Origin of the sequence: [Clostridium] innocuum (genome assembly GCA_012317185.1) — a bacterium.
Lineage (GTDB): Bacteria > Bacillota_I > Bacilli_A > Erysipelotrichales > Erysipelotrichaceae > Clostridium_AQ > Clostridium_AQ innocuum.
In genome coordinates, this window is sequence record CP048838.1 from 4,548,622 (window position 1) to 4,573,305 (window position 24,684).

25 protein-coding genes are annotated in these 24,684 nt (G+C 40.5%); 8 read left to right on the forward strand and 17 right to left on the reverse strand.

The genetic code is table 11. The features are described 5' to 3' along the window. Position 1: 1 nt before the first annotated feature. The 5 genes from G4D54_22235 to G4D54_22255 form a co-directional block, all read right to left on the reverse strand. Entirely contained in the window at positions 2-832 is an 831-nt protein-coding gene (locus tag G4D54_22235; protein QJA04960.1) for a PTS sugar transporter subunit IIC, read from the reverse strand. A gap of 696 nt (positions 833-1,528) precedes the next feature. Further along, positions 1,529-2,260, reverse strand: coding sequence for a deoxyribose-phosphate aldolase (deoC, locus tag G4D54_22240; protein ID QJA04961.1), 732 nt, complete (start codon positions 2,258-2,260; stop codon positions 1,529-1,531). Between the two features lie 387 nt (positions 2,261-2,647). Next, a complete protein-coding gene (locus G4D54_22245; protein QJA04962.1) occupies positions 2,648-3,187 on the reverse strand; it encodes a rubrerythrin family protein in 540 nt (179 codons plus the stop codon). A gap of 36 nt (positions 3,188-3,223) precedes the next feature. Beyond that, on the reverse strand, positions 3,224-3,631 hold the full coding sequence (locus G4D54_22250; GenBank protein QJA04963.1) for a transcriptional repressor: 408 nt from the start codon (positions 3,629-3,631) through the stop codon (positions 3,224-3,226). Between the two features lie 116 nt (positions 3,632-3,747). Continuing rightward, complete coding sequence (locus G4D54_22255; GenBank protein QJA04964.1) at positions 3,748-4,236, reverse strand: 2-C-methyl-D-erythritol 2,4-cyclodiphosphate synthase; 489 nt, start codon at positions 4,234-4,236, stop codon at positions 3,748-3,750. A 195-nt stretch (positions 4,237-4,431) separates the two neighbouring features. Here G4D54_22255 and G4D54_22260 point away from each other — a divergent pair, with 195 nt between their 5' ends. From G4D54_22260 to G4D54_22275, 4 genes are all read left to right on the forward strand, one after another. Continuing rightward, the gene (locus G4D54_22260; protein ID QJA04965.1) at positions 4,432-5,193 is read left to right on the forward strand and encodes a Fe3+-citrate ABC transporter substrate-binding protein; all 762 of its coding nucleotides are present in this window, start codon (positions 4,432-4,434) and stop codon (positions 5,191-5,193) included. Between the two features lie 66 nt (positions 5,194-5,259). Further along, positions 5,260-6,111 (forward strand): hypothetical protein, encoded by an 852-nt coding sequence (locus tag G4D54_22265; GenBank protein QJA04966.1) that lies wholly within the window; start codon positions 5,260-5,262, stop codon positions 6,109-6,111. A gap of 183 nt (positions 6,112-6,294) precedes the next feature. Further along, the gene (locus G4D54_22270; GenBank protein ID QJA04967.1) at positions 6,295-6,858 is read left to right on the forward strand and encodes a manganese efflux pump; all 564 of its coding nucleotides are present in this window, start codon (positions 6,295-6,297) and stop codon (positions 6,856-6,858) included. Between the two features lie 71 nt (positions 6,859-6,929). Beyond that, positions 6,930-8,195 (forward strand): replication-associated recombination protein A, encoded by a 1,266-nt coding sequence (locus G4D54_22275; protein ID QJA04968.1) that lies wholly within the window; start codon positions 6,930-6,932, stop codon positions 8,193-8,195. A gap of 325 nt (positions 8,196-8,520) precedes the next feature. Here the strand turns inward: G4D54_22275 and G4D54_22280 are convergent, their stop codons facing one another. Then, a complete protein-coding gene (locus G4D54_22280) occupies positions 8,521-8,949 on the reverse strand; it encodes a GNAT family N-acetyltransferase (protein ID QJA04969.1) in 429 nt (142 codons plus the stop codon). 205 nt (positions 8,950-9,154) lie between these two features. Between G4D54_22280 and msrB the strand changes: the two genes are divergently transcribed. Next, entirely contained in the window at positions 9,155-10,240 is a 1,086-nt protein-coding gene (msrB, locus tag G4D54_22285) for a peptide-methionine (R)-S-oxide reductase MsrB (GenBank protein QJA04970.1), read from the forward strand. Positions 10,241-10,586: 346 nt separating this feature from the next. Here msrB and G4D54_22290 read toward each other — a convergent pair whose 3' ends face one another. Genes G4D54_22290 through G4D54_22300 form a run of 3 tightly spaced genes read right to left on the reverse strand, consistent with a single transcriptional unit; the run spans position 10,587 to position 12,688 of the window. Beyond that, complete coding sequence (locus G4D54_22290) at positions 10,587-11,390, reverse strand: PTS system mannose/fructose/sorbose family transporter subunit IID (GenBank protein QJA04971.1); 804 nt, start codon at positions 11,388-11,390, stop codon at positions 10,587-10,589. Next, positions 11,390-12,184: a PTS sugar transporter subunit IIC gene (locus tag G4D54_22295; protein QJA04972.1), complete on the reverse strand. Its 795-nt coding sequence runs from the start codon at positions 12,182-12,184 to the stop codon at positions 11,390-11,392. Before G4D54_22295 ends, G4D54_22290 begins: the two co-directional genes overlap by 1 nt. A gap of 24 nt (positions 12,185-12,208) precedes the next feature. Then, entirely contained in the window at positions 12,209-12,688 is a 480-nt protein-coding gene (locus tag G4D54_22300; protein ID QJA04973.1) for a PTS sugar transporter subunit IIB, read from the reverse strand. A 337-nt stretch (positions 12,689-13,025) separates the two neighbouring features. On the opposite strand from G4D54_22300, the gene G4D54_22305 reads away from it, so the two are divergent. Next, positions 13,026-13,778 carry a glucose-6-phosphate isomerase gene (locus G4D54_22305; protein QJA04974.1) on the forward strand — a complete coding sequence of 251 codons (753 nt, stop codon included), beginning with the start codon at positions 13,026-13,028 and terminating at the stop codon, positions 13,776-13,778. 188 nt (positions 13,779-13,966) lie between these two features. Here G4D54_22305 and G4D54_22310 read toward each other — a convergent pair whose 3' ends face one another. Further along, complete coding sequence (locus tag G4D54_22310) at positions 13,967-14,881, reverse strand: PHP domain-containing protein (GenBank protein QJA04975.1); 915 nt, start codon at positions 14,879-14,881, stop codon at positions 13,967-13,969. Beyond that, positions 14,862-15,290, reverse strand: a complete 429-nt coding sequence (locus G4D54_22315) for a PTS sugar transporter subunit IIA (protein QJA04976.1) — start codon at positions 15,288-15,290, stop codon at positions 14,862-14,864. The genes G4D54_22310 and G4D54_22315 overlap by 20 nt, the downstream gene beginning before the upstream one ends. Before the next feature lie 186 nt (positions 15,291-15,476). On the opposite strand from G4D54_22315, the gene G4D54_22320 reads away from it, so the two are divergent. Next, entirely contained in the window at positions 15,477-17,240 is a 1,764-nt protein-coding gene (locus G4D54_22320) for a mannose-6-phosphate isomerase (GenBank protein QJA04977.1), read from the forward strand. Between the two features lies 1 nt (position 17,241). Continuing rightward, on the forward strand, positions 17,242-18,171 hold the full coding sequence (locus tag G4D54_22325; GenBank protein QJA04978.1) for a mannose-6-phosphate isomerase: 930 nt from the start codon (positions 17,242-17,244) through the stop codon (positions 18,169-18,171). A gap of 224 nt (positions 18,172-18,395) precedes the next feature. Here the strand turns inward: G4D54_22325 and G4D54_22330 are convergent, their stop codons facing one another. The 6 genes from G4D54_22330 to G4D54_22355 form a co-directional block, all read right to left on the reverse strand. Further along, entirely contained in the window at positions 18,396-19,109 is a 714-nt protein-coding gene (locus G4D54_22330) for a glucosamine-6-phosphate deaminase (protein ID QJA04979.1), read from the reverse strand. Between the two features lie 13 nt (positions 19,110-19,122). Further along, complete coding sequence (locus G4D54_22335; protein QJA04980.1) at positions 19,123-21,003, reverse strand: PTS transporter subunit EIIC; 1,881 nt, start codon at positions 21,001-21,003, stop codon at positions 19,123-19,125. 94 nt (positions 21,004-21,097) lie between these two features. Beyond that, positions 21,098-21,931: a PRD domain-containing protein gene (locus tag G4D54_22340; GenBank protein ID QJA04981.1), complete on the reverse strand. Its 834-nt coding sequence runs from the start codon at positions 21,929-21,931 to the stop codon at positions 21,098-21,100. 474 nt (positions 21,932-22,405) lie between these two features. After that, a complete protein-coding gene (locus G4D54_22345) occupies positions 22,406-23,158 on the reverse strand; it encodes a class I SAM-dependent methyltransferase (protein QJA04982.1) in 753 nt (250 codons plus the stop codon). Next, positions 23,155-23,871 carry a hypothetical protein gene (locus tag G4D54_22350; GenBank protein QJA04983.1) on the reverse strand — a complete coding sequence of 239 codons (717 nt, stop codon included), beginning with the start codon at positions 23,869-23,871 and terminating at the stop codon, positions 23,155-23,157. The genes G4D54_22345 and G4D54_22350 overlap by 4 nt, the downstream gene beginning before the upstream one ends. A gap of 46 nt (positions 23,872-23,917) precedes the next feature. Then, the gene (locus G4D54_22355; GenBank protein QJA04984.1) at positions 23,918-24,655 is read right to left on the reverse strand and encodes a GntR family transcriptional regulator; all 738 of its coding nucleotides are present in this window, start codon (positions 24,653-24,655) and stop codon (positions 23,918-23,920) included. Between the last annotated feature and the right edge of the window lie 29 nt (positions 24,656-24,684).

The window sequence follows — 24,684 nt, forward strand, 5'->3', positions numbered from 1 at the left end:
ATCAGATATCCTCCTCTTCATTTGTATTTGTCTTTGCACCTCCCAAACGAATCATCGTCATCTGATAATTGATCAGTGCGAATACAGCACCGACTGCAGTTGCCGCAATCAGTGTTAAATGCATGGATGCCGCAACCGTGAAGCCAAACAGGAAGAAAATCAAATCGGTTGCTTTGCTTACGACAGATTTCAGCAGTATTGCAATCCCTACCGCAGGCAGTAAGCTGCCGATAGTAAACAGCGATTTCATATACCAGGAATCCATTGGTAACGCCGTTTTAAAATCTGTAACAGCTCCAGCACCATAATAGGTAATCAGCATGACCGGAATAAAGGATACAAGAATATGCGAAATCAGCGGAAGTATCACATTGACCTTTGTTATGATATTAAAATCCTTTTTATCAAGTCTTGCCCATCCGATATGCTGCCAGACAAGATTCATCATAGCAGTTCCATAAAACTGTACCGTGCCGACCGTACCTACCAGTGCACCAATGGATCCGGCAAGTCCCAGTGCTTCCGGACCGCCAAGATCAAGCCCCTGTGATTTCGCTGTTGCATAGGCAAGCGGGATACCGATATACGATACTGCACGAAGATCGGCAGCAACGGTTCCTCCAGGTGTTACAACTGCGATATAGATAATCTGCATAGGAATAGCCAGTTTGATACAGCCCTCTACATCACCCAATATCAACCCGACAAATAATGAGGCAATCAACGGACGATTTAATGTATAGTTACCAATCGTCGTACCCAGTGCGGCAGGGATGGACGCTGCTGTACAGCTCATTAGACCCAGCAGTGCAGCCTGTACCCAAGTAATCATAACTTCATCTCCTTTTCTCTGCATAAAGCAGCTCAACAGCAAGTCATCCTTTCTCACATTTCACGGCCCCTACCCCTTGGAAAATCAGACCTGCTGTAATTACAAGGATATTATATTTATTTGTGTAATCGTTTACAAAACTATAAATAGCGATATACTTATAAATGACACGCAGCCTTTTTATTATTTGCACATTCTTGCACGTTTGACAGCATTGCAGTTACAATTCTGCTTATTCAAAGCAGGAAAATGTTTGTTATTATAAAATAATATATTCGAAACTGTGATTTTATTTGGTATTTTCCATATTTAGCAAGCTTTTGTTTCTTGTTTATCTCATAATCTGATTAGTTTACTGTTTTTCAAAGGAAAAACATTCATTTCTCTTAATCGATACGAATACCTATCAGCTCTTCTTGAAAGCAGCCATTTTGTTTTAAAGGATTCAAATAACGATCAGCAATTGCATAGATACAATTGTATGTTCTTTTATATTATTCAGGTATGCAGTACGACATCTTTCAGCCTTTACAACCATACATACATTCACAGTACAGCTAATATAACATTTTATGTACAAAAAGTATGAGAGTTACCACACAGCTTTCCGGTATCGTGCTGCTGATAATATTTCCACAGTAAAAAAGAGGCATCCCTATTTGCCTCTTTACTATATTCTTCGCTTCTTATCCGATATTAGTAATTATCTGTGGAAACCTTATTATCCAGACCTAAAACTACCGGTACAGACTTGTATCCAACACCCATGCGATCGATTCCCATATCGATCAGCTGCAGGAAATGTTCTCTGGTACGGATGCATCCGCTTCCCTTAACCTTACATTTACCGTCAACCTCTTCCATCATAACCTTAATGATTTCCGGTGTTGCTCCGTGTGACTCAAAGCCTGTAAGGAATCCGGTGCTGGTTTTTACAAAATCTGCCCCTGCATCGATACAGCATTTGCATGCTTTACGCACCTGTTCCTCATTGAGAGCATCTGTTTCAAAAATCACCTTGATTTCTCTGCCATATTTATGAGCAGCATCCGCACATGCTTTCAGATCCTTCGTGACTTCATCAAACTTACCGGAACGGATCAGACCGAAATTAGCAACGATATCCACTTCTTTTACAGTATCGTATTTTGCTACGATTTCAATCTGCTTCACTTTAGATTCTGTTGAGCTCGTCCCAAATGGGAAGTCACATACCGGACACAGCATTGTTTCGCTTCCCTTAACATATGGTTCACAAAGATCCATATATCCTGGATTGATACAGATTGTAGCACAGCCCAGCTCGACGCCGTCTTTTGTAAGAGCAATGATATCCTCCTCTGTAAATTCAGGTTTTAATACGGAATAATCAATATACTGTGCAAGCTCCTTTGTCGTCATTTCACATGCTTTTTTTGTTGGTTTCATTTTGTCACCTTTTACACCATAGTGCCCTTTCTTACAATCTAATTATAAGGCTGCAGCGAAACAAAATCAAGCATTTTCATTCATTTTTATATATGCTATAAATGAATTTGAATGTTTTTGCTCATTTTAACCAGTATTTCTTATCAACAGGTAGATTAACAAACAATTATATTTCCTTCTATATAAAATAATCACAAGCCTACACGCAGGATTTCGGGTGCGATAGAATCATAAGGAAGATGCTGAACCTGAAGAGTCGCGTTTATCGCTATGCATAAGAAGGCAGTGCCCCAACACCAATAGTGCTATAAAATCACGGCTTAGAAATAAGCTGTATATCGCATAAAAAAACACGGATCTATGCCGTGTTTTCTTAATGACTTTCTCTTAGTAGTTTTTAGCTTCTTCAGCGAAGTGAGCTCCGGAGTATCCGCATACCGGACATGCCTTTGGTGCTGCAGTTCCTTCGTGACGGTATCCACAGATATCACATACCCATACAGTAGCTTCATCTTTCTCAAATACTTTACCGTTCTTCACGTTTTCCAGCAGCTTCAGGTAACGTTCTTCGTGGTGTTTTTCGATTTTAGCAACCTGCTCCATCTGGAATGCGATTTTAGCAAAGCCTTCTTCCTTTGCAGTTTCCGCAAATCCCTTGTACATGTCAGTCCACTCATAGTTTTCACCAGCAGCTGCATCCTCCAGATTTACTGCAGTTGTAGGAACCTTATCCTCATGCAGAGCCTTGAACCACAGCTTTGCGTGCTCCTGCTCATTGCGTGCAGTTTCTTCAAAGATATCAGCGATCTGCTCCATACCTTCTTCACGAGCCATCTGTGCGTAATATGTGTATTTGTTACGTGCCTGAGATTCACCGGCGAATGCTGCCATTAAGTTCTGTTCTGTCTTAGATCCTTTTAATTCCATGTTTTTTTCCTCCGTTTTTAACTTTACATTTTCTGATCAGTGTTCCTGATCCATACCATTCTGCTTTTTCAAGCAATCCTGGCAGATACCCTCTGCCATCATATTGTGTGTCTTGATTGGAAGTCCAGTCTGTTTTGACATTTCCTCGTTGAATGACTCAAGATAAGGAATATCCAAATCAAGGATGCGGTCGCACTTAATACAGTGCAGGTGATAGTGCGGTTTACAAGTTTTATCGTACTGATAACCATCTATAGGATGCGCAATCTTTTTGACTTCATGCATCTCACAGAGAATATTCAGATTTCGATAAATCGTTGCCAGACTGATTTTCTGGCCGCCGGCATTCATTTCCTGAAAGACCTGCTCCGGTGTGACATGACCATCTATCTGTTTCATATAGTTTAGTATCATATCACGCTGCTTGGAAGACTTTCTTATCATGTCAACCTCCAATCTTAAGAACCGTTCTTATTATATACCCGAAAAGTGAATCCGTCAATAGTTTTAAGAATAAAATTAAAAATAATTCTTAGTTTTATCATTGGAAGGAAAAGCGGTTATGCAATGCCTTCCTTTTTATGCAGCAGTACCACACACTGTGCCTGCACACCTTCCTCACGACCAACGAAGCCCAGCTTTTCCCCGCGTGTTGCCTTGATGCTAACCTGTTCCATATCACAGCACAGTGCCTCTGCGACATGCTTTCTCATTGCCGGAATATGCGGAGCCATTTTGGGTCGTTCAATCATGATCATGGCATCCAGATTACCGATTGCGTATCCCTTTTCCTCCATAATCTTATATACCTGCCTCAGCATCCACAAAGAATTCATATCCTTATATCTTTCATCGGTATCCGGGAAATGCTTTCCCAAATCCCCCAGCGCCAGCGCCCCCAGAATACTCTCCGCTATTGCATGCAGCAGCGCATCCGCATCGGAATGCCCAAGAAGTCCCGTCTCATGTTCAATTTCCACGCCTCCCAGAATCAGCTTTCTTCCTTTTACCAGCTGATGTATATCTGTTGATTGCCCGATTCGTATCATACAGACACCTCCTTCTTATATTTATATAGTGTATCGCAGATTTCCGGAAGACGCAATTCATCCGTGTTTATTTCATAGGGAAACACAGTTAGTTTGTATTTCTTGCTTTTTTGTAATTTGTAGAAAAATACTACAAAATGAAAGAACCTTATGGTATTATTAAACTATAATAAAAATAGTAAGGGAGAGAAACAAATGAAAAAATTAGCCGCACTGGTATTAAGTTTTGGTATGCTGTTTTCCATGGCTGCCTGCTCCGGTTCCAAGGTAAGTGACGACGCACTGGATAAGCTGGAATCCTCGGTAAAGAAATTCAGCGAGGTAAAAAATGCGAATTACTCTGCAGATATGGATATGACTGTAGATAAGGAAAATGCAAAGATTAAGCTGTATGGTGGTTTTATTTCAGAAACAAAGAAGCCTCTGCAGTTGAGCATGATCATGGATATGGAAGCAAGTGGACAGAAGCTGGAGAAATACATGCAGCTGTTTGTTAAGGACGATACCATGTATCTGAACATGTTGGATATGATGAAACAGAAAACAAGTCTGAAGGATGCAATGGGTACTGCAAGTATTCCAAATGTAAATTTTGATGCGGATACCTTTAAAATGAACAAGGAAGACATGAAGAAATTCTTGAAGGAAGCATCTGTAAAGGGAAACGACCTGAAGCTTTCCTTCGATGTTGAAAAGCTGAACGAGGAAACAAAGAAAGAAACAGAGAAAAACAATGTTACGGATGCGAATGTAGAATTCAAGAAGCTGGATATGGATGTCACATTGAACAATGACTTCATGGAGAAAGCTGTTATTACCATGGAGATGACAAATACCAAGGGTGAGACCAAGCAGGAAATGAATGGTACGATATCTCTGACAGTAAAGGATATCAACAAGGTTTCCAGCATTGACTTCCCGGACTTCAAGGATTACAAGGAAGGCAGCATAGAATAACATGTAACGGCCGTTGAACTCTTAGCTTCGCGGCCTTTTTCTAAATAGAAAAGGGAGATGAGAAAATTGAAAAAAATACTGGCGATACTGACCTGTGCACTGATGGGTTTCACACTTGCAGCATGCAGCAGTAAGAACAAAATAAATGAGGATGCACTGGATGCGTATGCGAAGGCAGCAACAAACATTACAAAGATGAAATCCGCAGCCTATGATATGAAGCTGCTCGTTGATGCAGATGATATGGATATGCATGCCAAGGTTACCATGGACGGAACGTATAATGCGGAAAAGAAGCTGAAGCTGGCCTTGCATATGGATGCCGCTGTAAATGGAATCGGACTCGATGATCTTGCATCATTTTATATGAAGGATGATGTTGTGTATGCAAACATCATGGAGATGGAAAAGGAATACAAGGAATTGGATGATCAGCTGCTGAACAAGCTGAAGCTTGATAAGGAAACCGGTGATCCGAAAAAGAATGTTGAAAAGAGCTTTGAAGAAATGACGATGGAGGAAAAGGATGGCAGAAAGGTCATCACGGCTGTCATGAATAAAGACGGTCTGAGTGCCGCAAAGGATTATGCTAATAAATCCATTGATGATGATACCTTTAAACTCGGGAATGGCATTAAAGTCACCGGTATACGTGAAGGCTCCTATATTTTCACAGTGAATAAGCAGAATCAGTTTGAGCGTATAGAAATGAAGGTCGCAGCGTCCTATGAGCTGGACGATGAGGACGAAAAAAAGAAAGCAGTTGATATGACGATCAGCCTCGTAGTGAATCTGAACGATATCAATCAAGTAAATAAAATTGATTTTCCATCCTTTAAAGACTACAAAAAGGCAGATAGCAGGAAATCGGAAGCAAATGACCTGCTAAATGAATTAAGTAATGAAAATGCACTTTGATATATTGCATTTTACATTTATTTCTGATATGATGTACAGGCTTATAAGGGAGTAGTTAGCTCACATTTGAGTAGTTAGGTCAACATAATGATTCACAGTGAATCTGGCTTAAGTATTAAATAACGAGACTTATGCGTGTGTTTTTCACGTATGAGTCTCTTTTTCATTCAGGAGGATAAGGGTATGAGTTTATTTTCTATTTTTATGATCGGTATCGGGCTGAGTATGGATGCATTTGCGGTCAGCATCGCAAGAGGTATGACAATGAAGAAAGAAGATCTTCTGCGTTATGCACTCACGCTGGGTTTTTTCTTTGGTGTTTTCCAGGCTGTTATGCCATTGATCGGCTGGTGGGCAGGAAGCTATTTTCAGGAGTTCATCGCTTCCATCGACCACTGGATTGCATTTGGTCTGCTGTCCATCATCGGAGGGAACATGATACGGGAGTCTCTTCGTGGAGAAGAAGAGGCCTGTGAAGATAAATCTCTGACTTTAAAAACCATTCTGATTCTGGCTGTAGCGACCAGCATTGATGCACTTGCTGTCGGTATCAGCTTTGCATTTCTACAGGTACATATCTGGACTGCGATTACAGTTATTGGTGTTACAACCTTTGTGCTCAGCTTCATTGCCGTCTATCTTGGAAACCGCCTTGGTGATCTTTTAGAGAAATATGCCGGCATTCTGGGAGGTATCATTCTGATACTGATTGGTACGAAGATTCTTCTGGAGCATCTGTTTGGGTAGAAATACCTGTTGATGCTCCCTTTTCTATGATTTTATGATAAAATTATACGTACATGAATGGAGGAATGTATATGAAGCAGCCACTGGCTTTTCGGATGCGGCCGCAGCATCTGGATGATATCATCGGACAGCAGCACCTGATTGGTGAAGGCAAGGTTCTTCGCAGATGTGTTCTTGAAAAGCGCTTATTCTCCATGATTTTCTATGGACCTCCCGGTACCGGTAAAACAACACTGGCTATGGTGCTCGCAAACGAGCTGGAGCTTCCGTTTCGCATGTTTAATGCAGTAACCGGAAATAAGAAGGATCTGGAAACCATATTTCAGGAGGCAAAGTTTTACGAGGGACTGATCGTGATCATTGATGAGGTGCATCGGTTAAACAAGGATAAGCAGGACCTTCTGCTCCCACATGTGGAAAACGGTAATATCACCCTGATCGGCGCAACCACCAGCAATCCGCTGCATGCCATCAATCCCGCCATCCGTTCCCGCTGTCATCTGTTTGAAATCAAGCAGGCGCAGCAGGAGGATATCGAACAGGCTCTGATGAAAGCCATTCATCATCAGGACGGCCTCAATGACAGTGTTCAGATTGAGGAGGAAGCACTGCATATCATAGCGCGTCACAGCAATGGAGATATACGATATTCACTCAACATTCTTGAAATCTGTGCACTTGCAAGTGACGGTGTCATCACACAGGAGCTTGTTTCTCAATATTCCCAGTTTCCGAATATGAGCATGGACAGCGATGGAGACGGTTATTATGATGTATTAAGCGGATTCCAGAAATCCATTCGGGGAAGTGATGTAGATGCTGCCCTGTATTATCTGGGTATCATGATCGAGGCGAATGATATGGACAGTATCGAGCGTAGACTGCTCGTTACCGCATATGAAGATATCGGTCTGGGAAATCCTGCAGCAGTGGCACGGTGTGCAACGGCAATTGATGCCGCAAAACGAGTAGGCTTTCCGGAGGCCCGTATTATCCTGGCCGCAGCCGTGATAGATCTGACTCTATCACCAAAGTCAAAGAGTGCAGAGCATGCAATCGATACAGCAATGAGTACACTGCGCCATACCTCCTACAGTGTCCCGGATTATCTTCGATTTACACCGGTCAATATGGATGATGATGAAAAATATGATTATGAACGTAGTGATCTATGGAATCGTATCCAGTATCTGCCGGACAGATTGAAAAACAAGCATTTCTATGAACCGGAGCTGACATCCTCCTACGAAAAAATACTGGCGCAGAATCTGGAAAAACTGCGCAAGGTACCACGTACGAGCAATCTGAAAGCATTGAAAAAGCAAAGCAGTCGATAATGGCAATAGTATTGTTATCCTCACGAAGCTGTTCTGCATAGTTCTTACTTTCTTCTGCAGAATGCAACATCTAATACTTAAAGCAATCCTCCTGCATTCCCATATGTAATACGCTAGCCAGCTGCCGCAATGAGATCATCAGATTTATATGTCATTTTGAAAAAGGGTGAAATTCATCCTTTTTTGATATCCCATCAGCAAGAAGCAGGCAGCCGCCAATGATTTAAAAGGTAGAGGGCAGGCTGTCAGAATATACTTCAGCATAAAAAAACGATATAATCCCTGTTATATCGCAGTACGCATTCTTTCCCTCAATAATCTAATACTAGTCAAAATATTTCAGATAGTGTTTCAGGTCGCTGTGACTCTTGAATCCATGCTGACTCAGCAGCTTGAAAAGATTTTTTCTTCTGACATTCGCAGTCATACGAAGACCGCAATATCCGTTTTTTCGTACTCTGGCCTCAAATACATCATAAATCTGACGCACCTCTTCATTGTCCGCGTAATCATCACTGACTACCAAAGCCACAATATTGACCAGCTTATCTGAATACAGTGTTTCATAAGGCGATCCGTGAATATAACCAACAACTCTGCCTTCATCCTCCGCAACGGTGATAAAGTCACTTCCCGTTTCCAGTATGGAAATGATACGCTCATACACCTTATCCCCATCATAGGAATACCCCAGCTTTTCATTCAGTGCATGGATGTCCTTATAATCTTCCGGTTTGATTCTTCTAAACTCCATAGCAATGCTCCTTTCCATTTCAGCTTTAGTCTATCATAGAATTGCCGTGATTGTAACAGTTTCTAATACAATTCTTGCCACATTTCTCACCTTTATACCGCATGTATAAATATTTGTTCTCTGGGGATGCTGTAAGTGTTGAAGCTGCCGCATGCAGTTTACGATGACAACAGCTACTATATGAAAGAAAGGCAGATGATATGACATGGTACTTTTAATATTCGCCGCCGCAGGGATACTTTTACTGTTTTATTTGTTTACAAGAAAAAGCGAACAGCCGGTTCAGAAGGTAAATATTCAGGCAGATATACAGCATGATGAAGAAGCAGAGATATTTCTGGCCGGCGGTTGCTTCTGGGGTGTACAGAAATTCTTATCCTCCCTTGAAGGCGTCCGCTTCACGGAGTGCGGATATGCGAACGGAACGAGTGATAATCCAAGCTATGAGGATGTCTGTACAAAGGATACGGGCTTTGCAGAGTGTGTACATGTCCTGTATGATAAAAACGTGCTTACGCTGGAGGAGCTTTTGAATCAGTTTTACACTATCATCGACCCGGTATCCGTAAATCGTCAGGGAAATGATATCGGCTCTCAGTATCGCACCGGTATTTATTATACCAATCCAAAGGATGCCGATGTTATACAGCAGTCTTTGGACAAGCTTCAGAAATCCTATGATCAGCCGCTTGCTGTTGAATATCAGTCTCTTGAAAATTTCTATTCCGCAGAGACCTGTCATCAGGATTATCTGGATAAGCATCCGGATGGTTACTGTCATATACCCGCCTGGAAATTTGAAAGGAAGGAAGCGGCAGAGCCCCACCGTTTCCCGTTGCCGGAGAAGCAGGAGCTAAAGCAGAGACTGAGTGCAGAGCAATTTGCAGTAACACAGGAAAACGCGACAGAGCGACCTTATCGAAATGCTTACTGGGACACCTTTGAAAAAGGAATCTATGTCGATATTGTCAGTGGAGAACCACTATTTCTTTCTACGGATAAGTTTGTTTCCGGTTGCGGATGGCCGAGCTTTACCAGACCGATTCAGAAAGACCTGATAAAAGAAAAAAGTGATATAAGTGGAGGTATGCGTCGAACAGAGGTACGCAGTGCACATTCCGACGCGCATTTGGGACATGTGTTTGATGACGGTCCGCAGCATTGCGGTGGGATGCGTTACTGTATCAACAGTGCAGCATTGAAGTTTATTCCCATCTCTGAGATGGAGGAAAAGGGATATGGTGATTATCTGGCGCTTATACAGCAGGAAAACCAGCAGTCTACTGAATGAGGTATGCGTTTTTCGCACGATACAAAAAAGAACAGGAGAGTATGCTTACGTTCAAAATCGGAATAAGGTAATTCTAGGCTATCAGTCACTATTAGAATTACCTTTTTTATAATATCCGAGAGTGAATCAGAGCCTGCTTCATGTTCTTTTTCTAAATGTATGTTCACATACCTGTTCGTTTTTTCGCTGTTTCTTTTCTACAGTGTTGTTCCTTATCCCTTTTCGGTACTCAGGGAAGGAGTAGTATGGAAGTAAAAGCTCCCTTTACTCGTATAAAAATGAAAAGCTTACATGTATTTATCATGGATGCTTTGTCCAATACCAAGTCTTCAGCAGCACCTGTGATTTATATAATACCTGTAAATGCACCAATGAAAGCAAGTATAATATAGATAATAATCAGATGTGTTGCTTTCGCATGTTTCTTTACCATCAAAATCCATGTCACAACGAGCAGAAGCAAAGGCAGTACAGATGGGAATACACCATCCAGAAAGCCCTGAACCGTAACATCCTTTACGATTGTAATATTCACGCTTAATGCCACAAAGCTGGCACCGATCGCACCCGTTACGATCAGACCCAGAATAGAGAACGCCTCCTGAATACGCTTTGCATTTTTACCAAGAAACATATTGACGGATTCAATTCCTAATCTGTACCCTCTAAAATATACAATATAAGAGAAAGCAACAATCAGAGGAAACATGGTAAATATGTAAAACAGAGGACCTACGATACTTCCATCAGCTGCAAGAGAGATGCCAATACTCAAGAAAATCGGACACATCAATCCCTGGAAAAAGCTATCTCCAATTCCTGACAGCGGTCCCATAAGACCAACCTTCACGCCATTGATCATACCGTCATCAATCTCTGCACCGTTCGCCCGATTTTCTTCAAGAGCTGCGACAATACCGGGTACCACACTGCCTAGAATGGGCTCAACATTATAAAATACACTATGACGTTTTAATGCCTTTATCTCTTCTTCCTTATCGTCTCCATACAATTCCTTAATGATTGGCAGCATACTATGCAGGAAACCAAATGCCTCCATTCGTTCAAAGCCAAGAGATGTAAGATGGAAAAATGACCAGTTTAAATAACTCTTCATCAATGTTGATTTCTTTAATTTCTTCTGTTCCATTAGAATTCAACCTCCATATCGTCTTCCTCCTGATCAGCAGGAGTGCTTCTGCCAAGAAGCTTGTATGCGATTACTGCAAAAATTACAGCAATTACAGCAACAGCTACCATACTCAGTTCAAAGTAGGTTATGAGAATAAAGCCTGTCAGGAAATATACCCAGTATGTTCCATCCTTAATTAACAAGCTGGTAATCATCGTGATACCAACAGCTGGTAATACGCCGCCTACAATTTCCAGTGCATGAATGGTCCAAGCCGGTGCAGCATTTGTCAGACTGATTACATAGTCTGCACCAAAGTACAAAACGAGAAATCCCGGAACAAAACGAAGCAGGAAGGTAGTTAATTGGGCACCAAAGACATGATATTTAATAACACCCTTATAATCACCTTTTTCTGCAGCTTTCACAGCCATATTACCCCAGAATACATTGCAGAATTCCATACCATTCCAGATTAGAATACCAACGATTCCTAAGGTTGTGGCAAGTGCTATAGAAACATTGGCATCTCCACCAGATACTACTCCGAGTGCTACAGCAGGATAAGCAACAACAGCGATATCTGTTTGAATGGAACCACCAACAGACATTGTGGCAAGATATACTGTTTGAACAGCTGCTCCCACTGTGACACCTGTTGAAACATCCCCAAGAATAATTCCAACGATCAATCCGGAAGCCAGCGGCTTACTTAAAACATAATATCCTCCAAAATCCCCCATAAGAACTGGTACACACTCTGCTGCTAAATAGCTGAACAGAGCAATCAGTACTGCCTGTAATATACTCACACGACTCACTCCTCTCCTATGTTTTTATTTATGATGTACGGATTTCCAATCAACTGCCTGTGTAGAAGGAATATTCTGGAATACGATTTCTTTACCCTTTTCAGAAAGATATTCGCACGCCTGTATTTCTTCATCATTTAATGCTGTAAATTGAGCAAGAAGGGTTCTGCCTTCTTCCTGTGATACCGGTCCGAGAGTGATTTTATTACCTACATTTACACCGCCTTTCTCCAGTTTCTCGAACACAATAGGTGATCTGGCTATCAGAATATAATTTCGTTCACTCTCTGATGCCTGCTTCGCCTTGATCAATGCCTGCTCAACGGTATAAATAAAAACTTTCATTCCCACTGCAGCATTTTTGTAAATCTGACGCATTGTTGGATCATTCGATATTTCATCATCCACCAGCAGAATACCGTTGTTCTGGAAAATCTTGCTCCACATGGTAACTGTTTGTCCATGAATTGCCCGATCATCCACTCTTGTAAAAACAAATGACATATGTCCAGCCTCCTTTTTGTACTAATCTTAATCAAATTATTACATACAATTATTTTATTGTCTATACAAAAATTAAAATTTATTAAATTTGTTATGCTATAAAAAAAGGTACTATCAATTTTAAAATTTTTTATTTTGCTGATTTTTAGACATTCTTCTTTATTGTCCTGGAAAGTAAAGAAAATAAAATATTATAAAACTAGGTTTTTTCGTAAATCTATAAAGAAAAAGCATACAATTCTCTGCTTTGTACATATAAAAGTAATAAAAATACTCAGGTTGACAATAGAATCCGAGCATGATAATAATGAAATTAGAAATGATTGGAGGTCATATTATGGACTATGATTTTGGAAAAGCATCTACCATCCCATCTGTATTTAACGACGAAACAAGAGAATTGCAGGTACCACCGGATACTGTGATTGAGGAAATCGCAATCCGCAGAATGAAGGATATGCGTGAATTATTCCGTAATTCTGTAGATTATGAGGATGATTATCCTCTGTATTACATGTATAACGGTATCTACCGCAGCGCCCACAAAGAGATCTTTAAGAGTCAGCATATCCGTTATGAATATACCATCCTAATGCCACAGACGATTCATAAGGAAATGATGAAAGCTCACGGTCATATTCATGGCGTACATCCGATTAAGAAAACAAGGCACATTGAAGCATATGAGGTTCTTCAGGGTACAGGATTTTTTGAATTATTTGCCTATGAAGAAAACAGTATTCAGGTGATTATGTTAAATGTGAAGCCTGGGGATTATTTAATCATTCCTAGCGGTTATTACCATTTATCCATCAATACGGGAAAAGATCCGTTTATATTTGGTGATCTGATTATTGAAGATGCCAATAGTGAATATGGACATCTGAAAGAAATGAAAGGTGCTCCAGTCTTTGTTATGGAAGGTTCCTCAGGTTCGCCGGAATTCGTATTGAATAAACAGTATCATGAACATGAAATCAGAATTACGCAATTGAATGCGGAAGAGGTCCCTTGGGAAAATCCAGTTGATCCAATCCCTTTATATGCACATTTCATTGCAGATCCGGATGCATTCAGCTTTCTAAAATAACATAATGCAGGAAACCTGCAGTAAAAGAAAAGAGAAATTCTATCACTGTTTCTTTCTTACTTTAGGGTATATGAAAAAGGGAGACTTCAACTTCTATTGATAAAACCAATCATGTTGAATCTCCCTGTTTTATGTTTACCCACAATCGGGAAAGAGCCCTGTCACTGATTTCTCTTTTTTCGTTCCTATTATATTTTACACTTCAGCTTCTCCAGTAACGGACCAAGCAAATGTTCATCTTCTTTCCGCATTCCGTACTCTCCTATCCGGATATGCGGTTTATAGCTGCCGTGAAAATCACTGCCGCCACTGATCAGCAAATGCTTTTGTAATGCATATTCCTTAAAATAGTTCTGCTGATCCATGGTGTGATAGGTTGTAAATACTTCGATGCCATCCAGCCCCATGGAACAAATTTCATTCAGTAAAGCATCCTTCTTGAAAAAAGCAACACCGGGATGGGCAAGGACCGCGATCCCATTATACTCATGTATCAGTTGTATTACATCCTCTGCCTGAGGATATGGTACAGGAACAAACGCCTCTTTACCATAAGAACAAGAATCCCAATAGAAATTGACGACTGCATTACCCGCCCTCTTTCCACCTTCATAATAGTCCTGCAGCTGCTGCAGATGCTCTCTTTGCGCATGAGCTAAAAACGTTCCGTAAATCACCTGAAAAGGATTTTCCTTTCTGCACCGTTCCATAAGCGTATCAACCTGCAAATCAACATGGTACAGCTCTTCAAGACGCTGTGCCTTGCTTTTGAAAGCCGCAAATTCCAGTTCATTTATTCTTTCATGAAGATGTTCGAATACCGGGGCATGATATTGCAGCTGAAAACCGATGATATGTGTTTCATATCCATGAAACAGAGAATCAAATTCAATTGCAGGTAATACAGCAATTCCCTGTTTCTTTCCTTCCCGATACATTTCATCAATTCCCTGCATACAATTATGATCACAAAGAGCAACCGTATGCAGTCCTGCTTTCTTTGCAAGTTCAATTAATGCAGAGCATTCATACTCTCCATCGATACTCCAGATAGAATGCATATGAAGATCCTTGCTTACACGATTAGAATTCCGCATCTTCATCAGCTTCCTCTACATTTGATAGCTGCAATTCCATAATGCTTTCTCTTCCCTTCGCGATACAGTGCTTACACAATGCATCCAGATCCATAAAATTTCTGGATATATAAGCTTCCAGTACCATGATGAGATTACAGCCGGAAATAATATGAAGATCATGTTTTCTCTGCGCTTGTAGTATCTGAGCCTGATTTGCGGGAGATCCCCCCGGTATGTCACAAAATATCAAAATACCGTCACCTTGGTCCAGTTCATCACATTTTAAGGATAATTTTTCATGAAAATCTGCCGGATCATCCTTCTCCTGTAAACATAAAACATCCAGAAGATCACTTTCATCATTGAAAAAACAATACGTTTCTTTCAGTCCCTGAGCCAGAGGTCCATGTGAAATCAAAAGTATTCCTATCATTATAATTTCCTCCTTTTCTACATCATACCTTGATTTTTTTCTTCAGTCAATAATTTGTTTATACATATGACAAATGATGTATACATATATATTTTTGTATAGACAATTTATTTTTTCAATGCTATAATGCAATCGTAAAGATCCCATGATATAAGCAATATTGGATCGGAAAGGATAGGATACCATATGAAGTATTTAACATCAGCATCTAATTACGAAAAGCACCCCACCACTGTCATACAGGGACATGACAATCAAGCCGTACGAGGTTATGAGGACATATGCAAATGGATCAAAACCAAAATGACCAAAGAGCGCAATATCGTTTGTGTCGACTGCTACATTGGCGTAGATCAGGAGGAACTGCTGGAAGGTTTATGTAAATATCTGACTTTTGATAAAATTATTTGCAGTGATACGATTTTTTATGATAATGATAAGATCTATGAGCTTTTAAAGCGTAACATTACCGATGACCGTGTATATGGAATTGCTTATTACGGAAAGTGGATGGATTTAGTAGATCCGCAAAGACTGGCAAATGCCCGTGAAGAAGCAGATACAGCCACTGGTAATATTTTGATTCTTGGTACTGCTGCAGACTACATCACAAAGAGTGATATTCTTGTTCTTGCGGATATGACAATCTGGGAAATTCAGATGCGCTACCGTCATGAGCATCTGCCGAACTTCCATACAGATAATGCAGATGAAGACATGATACGAAAGTTCAAAAGGGGATATTTCATTGACTGGAGAATAGGTAATGTACATAAGCAAAGCCTATATGATAAATTTGACTTCTATCTGGATACTGTAAAGCACAATGATCCCCGCATGATTGACAGAGAAGCATTTGAGGATGGTCTAACACAGCTTTTACAGCAGCCGTTTCGAACAGTACCGTTCTTCGATGAAGGACTCTGGGGCGGTCAGTGGATGAAGGAGGTTTGTGATGTAGAGGATAAAGACAGAATCAATTATGCATGGAGTTATAATCTTCTGTTCCAGGAAAATGAGGTAAACATCACATTTAAAGATATTTCAGTAAATATTCCAGGCTATACTTTGATGCAGCGTTTTCCAAAGCAATTGATCGGCGAAAAAGGCTTTGCCAGATTTGGTGCAGAGTATCCGATTCGTTATGATTTCCTAGATACGATGGAAGGTGGAAACTTATCCCTGCAGGTACATCCAAACCAGCAATATATGGTACAAAATTTTGCGATGCCTTTTACACAGGATGAAAGCTATTACTATCTTGACTGTGCAAGTGATGAAGAAACTTACATATATCTCGGTTTAACTGATGAGGCTAACCGTGAAGAGATGGAACGTGATCTCAGACTGGCATCTGAAGGAAAAATTGATTTTCCTGCTGAAAAGTATGCAAATAAGCTGCCAGCTAAAAAACATGATCACTTCAGCATACCGGCAGGTACAGTACATTGTTCCGGAGCTAATACAATGGTCTTAGAAATTTCCTCTTCACCTTGTATTTTCACTTTCAAATTATGGGATTGGGGAAGAATTGGTTTAGACGGACTTCCAAGACCTGTTCATATTGATCATGGTATGAAGAACATTCAATGGGATAAGCATACCAGCTGGATTAAAGAAAAATGTGCTTTTGATCCGGTATTGATAGAAGAAGACAGTGTACATAAAGAAGAACGTACGGGATTGTGTGAACTTCAATTTCTGGAATGCAGAAGAATCTGGATGACTGGAAAAACAACGCATTGCACAGATGGAGAAACCAATGCTCTGAATTTAATCAGCGGTAAGGAAGCTCTCATTGAAAGTCCGGAAGGACAATTTGCGCCATTCGTCATTCATTTTGCTGAAAGCGTATGTATCCCTGCAACCATAAGGTCTTATACGATTACACCATATGGAGAAAGTGAAGGAAAAGAAGTCGCTATCATGAAAACATTTGTCCGTTTCTAATATGAAACGACTATATCGTATTAAGCCGATTGGTCATTACCGGATATGGGGAAGTGATACACTGGGAGACCAATTCCATCTCACAAATCCCAGATCCATAGGTGAAATCAGCTGTGCCAGTGCGAATTCCTCATGTGATTGCGAGATATATGAGGAAGCGTATACCTTATCTGATTTTTATAAGAATCATCCTGAATATTTTCATCTGTCATGTAAACAATTTCCCCTGCGTATAAATATAATGGCAGCAAATGAGGATTTATCTATTCAGGTACATCCTGATAAAACATCCACAACAGACGCTCAGCCGGAAGCCTGGTATGTCATTCACAGTGATGGCTCCCGGTTATGTCTGGGGCACAACTGGCAAAAGAAACAGGATTTTCTGGATGCGGTTGCTCATCACAAGCTTCTTAATGGAATTCGCTATCTTCCCTGTGCCAGCAATGACTATTTCTATTTACAGCCGGGAACCGTACATGCGGTAGGTAAGGGATCTCTGATATACGAACTCACATGTCAATCTGATATCACATATCGGCTTTATGATTATGAACGAACAGATGAATCAGGACATAAGCGACCCCTGCATATAGAACAGGCTGCAAAGTATATATACTATCCGCAAGTATTGAAACAGCGCACACCGATACAATTGATACAAAGCAGAGATTGTATACAGACAGTATACCAAAATGATCCCGGCATCTTTACGTTAAAGAAAATAGAGCTGCATGGAGATACCACGATACACCATAAGGATTTCCACCTCCTAACGGTAATTGAAGGAAACGGCACGATCAACGACGAACATATAAACAAATGGGATACACTTCTTCAAATTTGTGATACAAAACTTCATCTATGTGGTGATATGACAATCATGGCAGCGAGCTTTAAAGAAGCAAAGACTTCCTGCATAGCCACATAACCCTATGTATGACATAACGATAGCGAAACACAACTCTATAGCATCTGCAAACAGTAAATGCGTTATCCAAACTATCCGTTTAATACTAAGCTGTATTTGCAGTTTTCCTATCAATAGTGCATGTATATAATGGGCAAAGTCTTTTGGAACTTACCTTACAAAATAAAACCCTGAAGTTATAGAGGACATAATATCCATAACTTACAGGGTTTTTATCTTATTCTTTACAGCAGAGATGCCGCTTCTTCGTCCACAATCAGAGTGAAATGAGGATGCAATGTCAGAATGGAGGCTGGCACATCCTGATCAACCACCTGTTCCAGCAGTGTTTTGATAATGCCTGCTTTTTTTACTCCGCTGGCAATCATGACGATATGTCTGGCACGCATAATACTGCGTGGACCCATTGTAATATAATACTCAGGAACATCTTCCTCAACATTATGAAACTCCGGCAAGATGCGTGCTTTTAAACGCTGATCATTTTCCACACGGGTTGTCAGATCACCAAATTTTGTCGTCTGTGGCAGATTACCGCAAAAGTGACCGTCTGCCCCTACTCCCAAAATCACCATATCAAGCCCACCGTCTTTTTCAATGCGCTCGTCCTGTGTCTGATAATTAAACTGATCGAGCTTATGAATCTGTTCTTCTTTTATGTGTGCAGGTGTAAAGAATGCATCCCGCAGACCGGATATCGTAACACCCTCACGGTCCTCTTTTCGATAGGGTATTTCATCAAAGTTATAGAAATGCACATGCTGAAACTGTTTTTTATCTTTTACCATAGGTACCAAAATTTCATACATACGCTGCGGTGTCGTCCCACCTGTTATCGAAAGATTTACTCGTTCCCTATCCTGATACATATAACTCATCACATAGCCTGCGGCTACCTGACTCATCTCTTCAACGTCTTTACCGATTATCATTTTCATTTTTATATTCTCCTTAACATATAATATTCATAATTTCCTGACCAGCAGATACTGCATGCTCTTTATCTTTCACAAACAGGTCGAGATACTGGTTGGCGTTCGTGATGATCATAATGACATCACTATTGTAGTTTTCTTCTTTTATTTTCGCCTGATCAAATCGTATTAAGGCAGTTCCCTTAGTAACCGTGTCTCCCAGCTGTACTTCAGAAGTGAAAAAGGCACCGTTTAAATTCACCGTATCAATTCCGATATGAAGAAGGATATCCACACCCTCACTGCTTCGGATACCGATTGCATGCAGTGTAGGGAACAGGGCGGTTACCTCACCATCCACCGGAGCATATATAACATCCTCCTCTGAATGGAAGGCAATGGTTTTTCCCATTTTCTCCTGTGCAAAGGTATCATCCGGCAGCTCCTTCACATCTGTAAAGCTGCCATTTACCGGACTGTACACGGATATGACCTTATCATCCATTGATGCTGTTATTGTAGGTTTTACGATTGCCTGTACTTCCTTGATATTTACGCTTCCATCCTCTTCGATCAGCTTATTTTTCAATAGAAAGATAATGGCCATTGTTACAGCAATGGAAACAGGCAGACCAATGGCAATTCCCATAAAGCCTTCTCCAAATGTTGCAGGGATGGTAATCAAAGAGGACATGACCATGGCATACTCCGCACCATTGAATGCCGCACAGATAGCAGCACCAATTCCTCCACCAATCATCGTTGCTATCATAGCAACCTTATATTTTACAATGATGCCATATAAACCTGGCTCTGTAACTCCCAGAAATCCTGAAATTGCTGCGGATAGAGATATATTCTTCATTTTTTCATTCCGCTTACGCAATATCAGATAGATAGCTAATGGCGCAGCAGCCTGTGCCATAGTACTCATATAATTCATAGCTCCAATTGTTGTGAATCCATAGGTAGCAAGCTGCTGAGATACGATTGCACGTACTGCATGATGCGTTCCTGTAAGAACGGTCAGCGGACGCAAGAAGCCAATCACAAATCCGGCGATAATCGGTGAGAAGCTGATTAGTGCCTGTACTCCCTCGGCAAGGTACTCACCGATATAAAATCCAAGTGGACAAATCATAACCAGAGAGACAGGTATGATGATAACCAGTGACAGCATCGGTGTAAAGATAACACTGATAATATCCGGGATATGCTTCTCAAAAAAGCGGTATACATAGCTTAATATCCAAACGGATAAAATGATCGGTATGACAGAGGCATTATAATCTAAATATGGCACACTGATAAAGCCGAAAACCTGAAAGCTTTCCAAGCCTGCATTGATGCCCTCATACATAGTCGGATGCATCATACTGCCGGCAACCGCCAACGCCATATATGGGTTTGTCTTAAACCGCTTTGCGGCAGATACGGCTAATAGAAACGGATAGAAATAAAACATACCATCCGATACGATATTCAATAGATTAAAGAGATTGCTTCCCCATTCAATCCATCCAAACTCCCAGAACATAAAGAGAAAGCCTTTGATCATACCTCCACCGATAATCGGAGGCAGACTTGGAATTAAAATGGAGGATATTGTCTCCAACAGATTTGATAGGAAGGATTTCTTCTCCTTTGGCCCTGTCTCCTTTTCTTCATCATTGAAAGCTGTTAATGCGGTAAGTGCCTGATAGACCTTTGTCACCTTACTGCCTACAATAACCTGAAACTGCCCGTTTTGTTCCTGTACCCCCAATACTCCCTCCAACTGCTCAATATACTTGACATCTGCTTTTTTTCTATCTTTTAAGGTGAATCGCAATCTGGTAACACAATGGGTCAGATTTTTAATATTTTCCTCTTTCCCTATATGATCCAGGATTGCTTTTGCTAAATCCTGATTTTTCATAAATGACTCCATTCCCCCGCACTTTGCGTGCGGACACAAATATTACACGAAGGTTGCTTCATACTACAAACTGGATTTTCTCTTTCACTATCTCCTATTGCATTTTCAGTAAACGGTTAATATGTAAGGTAAGATATAATTTTTCACTATCTGCTGATGTATTTTGATAAAGTACATCCATTTTGTCTGCAATACTTTGTGCACAGGCATATGCCTTTGGATATTTTTCCTGTACAATCTCCAGCAGTTCATCATTGATGGATTCCTCTATTTCAAAATTCAGCTGACGGATCAGATAATATCTTAAATGTGTTATGAAACGGGAGAACGATGTACTGTTCTGATCAATCGTACAATCAAAATATGTTTCTATATAGGAAACAATTTCTGCCATAACATCTGTCTGCTGTGAAACATCATATGCTTCGCTCAGTCCACCTAATGCATTTACGACATGCATTGTCAGAAATACGGCTTCTCCCTGTGGAAGGTCTACATGCAAACGTTCCTTAATCAGACGCAGTGCGTAGTAGCCAACTTCCATTTCTTTAGGATAAAACTGCTTGATTTCGTTTGCGAGAGGATGATCTATCAGCATATGCTTCTGCATGCGTTCCATTGTAAATTTTAGATGATCCGCAAGTGCAAACATCAGGTTTCCGGAAACCGGTTTACCCAGCATTTCATTTGCCTTAACAATGATTTCCTCACAGACATTCAGTGTTTCCATTGGAAGACTTTTTAACAATTTTATATAATAGACATCATCCGTATGCTCCTGTAATATAAAACGTTGTTCAATCAGCTGTTCATTCACATCATTTCCGGGATATACCTGAAATCCCAGACCTTTTCCGGTTACGATCATCTTTTGTGTTCCATCCTTGATGAGTACGACATTGTTGTTTATACGATTGATAACCTTCATAATGACACCTCTTTTTTTATGTGATCACATAGGAATTAAATAAATGGAATAAAAAAGACCCAAATGATTTATACTAAAAATCACTTAGGTCATGCCGGCATATTCCGTAACAAATCCTGGTTACTATTTAATTCATTTACATTCTAACAGACGCAATTTCTCTTGTCAACCACTTTCATCAGAAAAATGAAACCGCTTATATTTATAAATTACGGTTTTCGCAATCAACTGTAAGAAAGTTTATTCGTAGAAATTACTTTGATAACCATAGCTGGAAACATACCATTTCATACAACAGCAACTAGAAATCATATATAATATAAAATAATTTTATGCAGTCCGTCTCCGCTTATATTTCCTATGCGCGTTCCTTTATTATAATTTTTTATCACTGCAATTCATCGCAGTCATGCCCAGCTCAAGTCATTTTATCAGGCGTCATAAGCAATCATTTCTTTATCCTCACATCGCCTTTCACATTTCTCTTGTCATTTTTCTCGCCCGAACAATCAGAAAGCTTGGTTTGATAAACTCTTTTATCATACCCGGACATTCCTGCAGCGCATGTTCATCCGGCAGCGTTTCCACCATATCTTCTACAAAAAAACCAGTGTGTGCAAGCGTGGTGATGATGGTTCCCATCATGCGATGACAGTTTTCCACATTGTCGACATACCAGAAGCCGCTCCTCTTTCCTTCCCTTCCATAATCAGAAAAGGTATAGGAAATACAATCTCCATGCTCATCGTGATTATAGTGACCCTTTCCATCATAGGTCGCAGTTATAATTGGATGCTCCTGTGAAAACAGAAGGATGCCACCCGGTCGTAACAGCTTATAAATATCATGTACCAGGGCAGGGAAATCTTCAGCATAATGAAAGGCTAGAGAGCTGTACACAAGATCATAGCTATTGTTTAAGGTGCCAAGCTCCGCCATATCCATTCGCATATATGTAATTACAGGATGTGCATAGTTTCTTCTTGCTTCTTTCAGCATTTTTTCTGAGATATCGATCCCGGTTACATGTGCAGCGCCGTTTTCTGCAAAATGAAGACAGTTATGCCCATAACCACATCCGATATCCAATATCGCCTTACCTTTACTATCCGGCATCAGCTTCTGCATCTTTGGCTGCTCCATAAAATCATTATAGTTTTTCCTATGCAGACGTAAATCCATATACGCAGAAAAAAATTCATCATTATCGAAAATATTTTGCGTCATTTCACATTCCTCCTTCTTTCCTCTATGATTTTTCGTGACCGCTCCGCCTGTATTTTCAAAATGCCGTTTTTTTCTGCATATGCCTGAACAAACGCTTCACTTTTTTCACAGGTAAAGGCAGACATGCAAAGAAGCAGCTTCCACAGAATCAAAGAGTCTTTCTTCCATTTTTCAGCCAGCTGCAAAAGTGAATCACAGATTTGTGGTGAAGCGATATCCGGGTGATAAAAGGCCATAAACCCTATAGCGTCCAAAGCCTCACTTACTTTTGCTTTATCGTCACCTTCTGTAACAGCTACTAAAACAGAGGCTGTACATGGATTCATTTTTCCCATACAGCGCGCTATAATATCCCGCGGAAGTGGATAGGATTTTTTTGCGGATACTGTCTCGGGAACTGTTTTATACTGGTTTGTCCCTATCCTTCCCAGATACAGAGCCATTTTTTCAGCTGTTCTTTGATCACCTGCCTCAAGCGTTTCACAAATTGCTATCCGCGTGTATAAGCACTTCTCCTTTTCCAGCTGCTGAAGAAGCTCATCAGCAGCCTGCTCCACATCTTTTTTCAGGCTGATTGCTGCAGCACTTCTTATCCATGCCGTTTCATGTGATAGCAGAAGTATACGCTTCTTCACTTCCAAGGATGACAGCTCTTCTATATCATCCAATGATGCCTTTCCCCGCTTTCGCAATTGCTCCTCTGTACTTTTCATACACATACCCCCTTCGATAAAAAGACACCGTACAGTGTCTTTCAGCCTATTTGTTTTTATATTTTTTTGAAGTTTCCGTACTTACAACCGTATAAGTAAACATCTTATAGTTGTAAATGGTTTTTGTATATTCGATTGGATTATTATTCAAATCATACGCCGTATTATAAACAATCAGAGCAGGACCTGACTTTGCCTGCAACAGAATATGTGCGTCTTCACCGCGAATGCTGTCTGCCCGAATGTCATCTCTTGCCCATGATAAATCCAGGTGATAATGCTCATAGAAAACATCATATAAAGAAAAGCTTTCAAAGTTGAACATTTCAAGACCCGGACAGTATAATGCATTGATATGCGCATATTCTACAGCGATTGCTTCATCATTCGCATAACGGATCCTATGCAGAAAATAGACTTCATCCGTTTCCTTCAGATTCATTGCCTCACGTATATGCTCATCCGGTTTTATCCTTTCCAGATGCAGCACCTTACTATGGCATTTCAATCCTTTTCGCTCCATGAGTTCTGTAACGCCCAGTATTTCCTTGCTTCTTTGAATCATCAAATCCATTACAAACGCACCACGGCCACGATCAATGCGTACCACTCCCTGCTGCTCCAGCTTTTGCAGGGCATGTCGGATGGTCATTCTGCTTGCGCCAAAGCGCTCCTGCAGCTCCCGCTCAACAGGAAGCTTATCTCCCTGTTTATATATTTCCTGTCGTATTTCCTGATGAATCGCATCTGCAATTTCCAAATATTTAGGCTTACTCTCTTTCATTTACCTCACCTCATTGTATGTTAATCCTA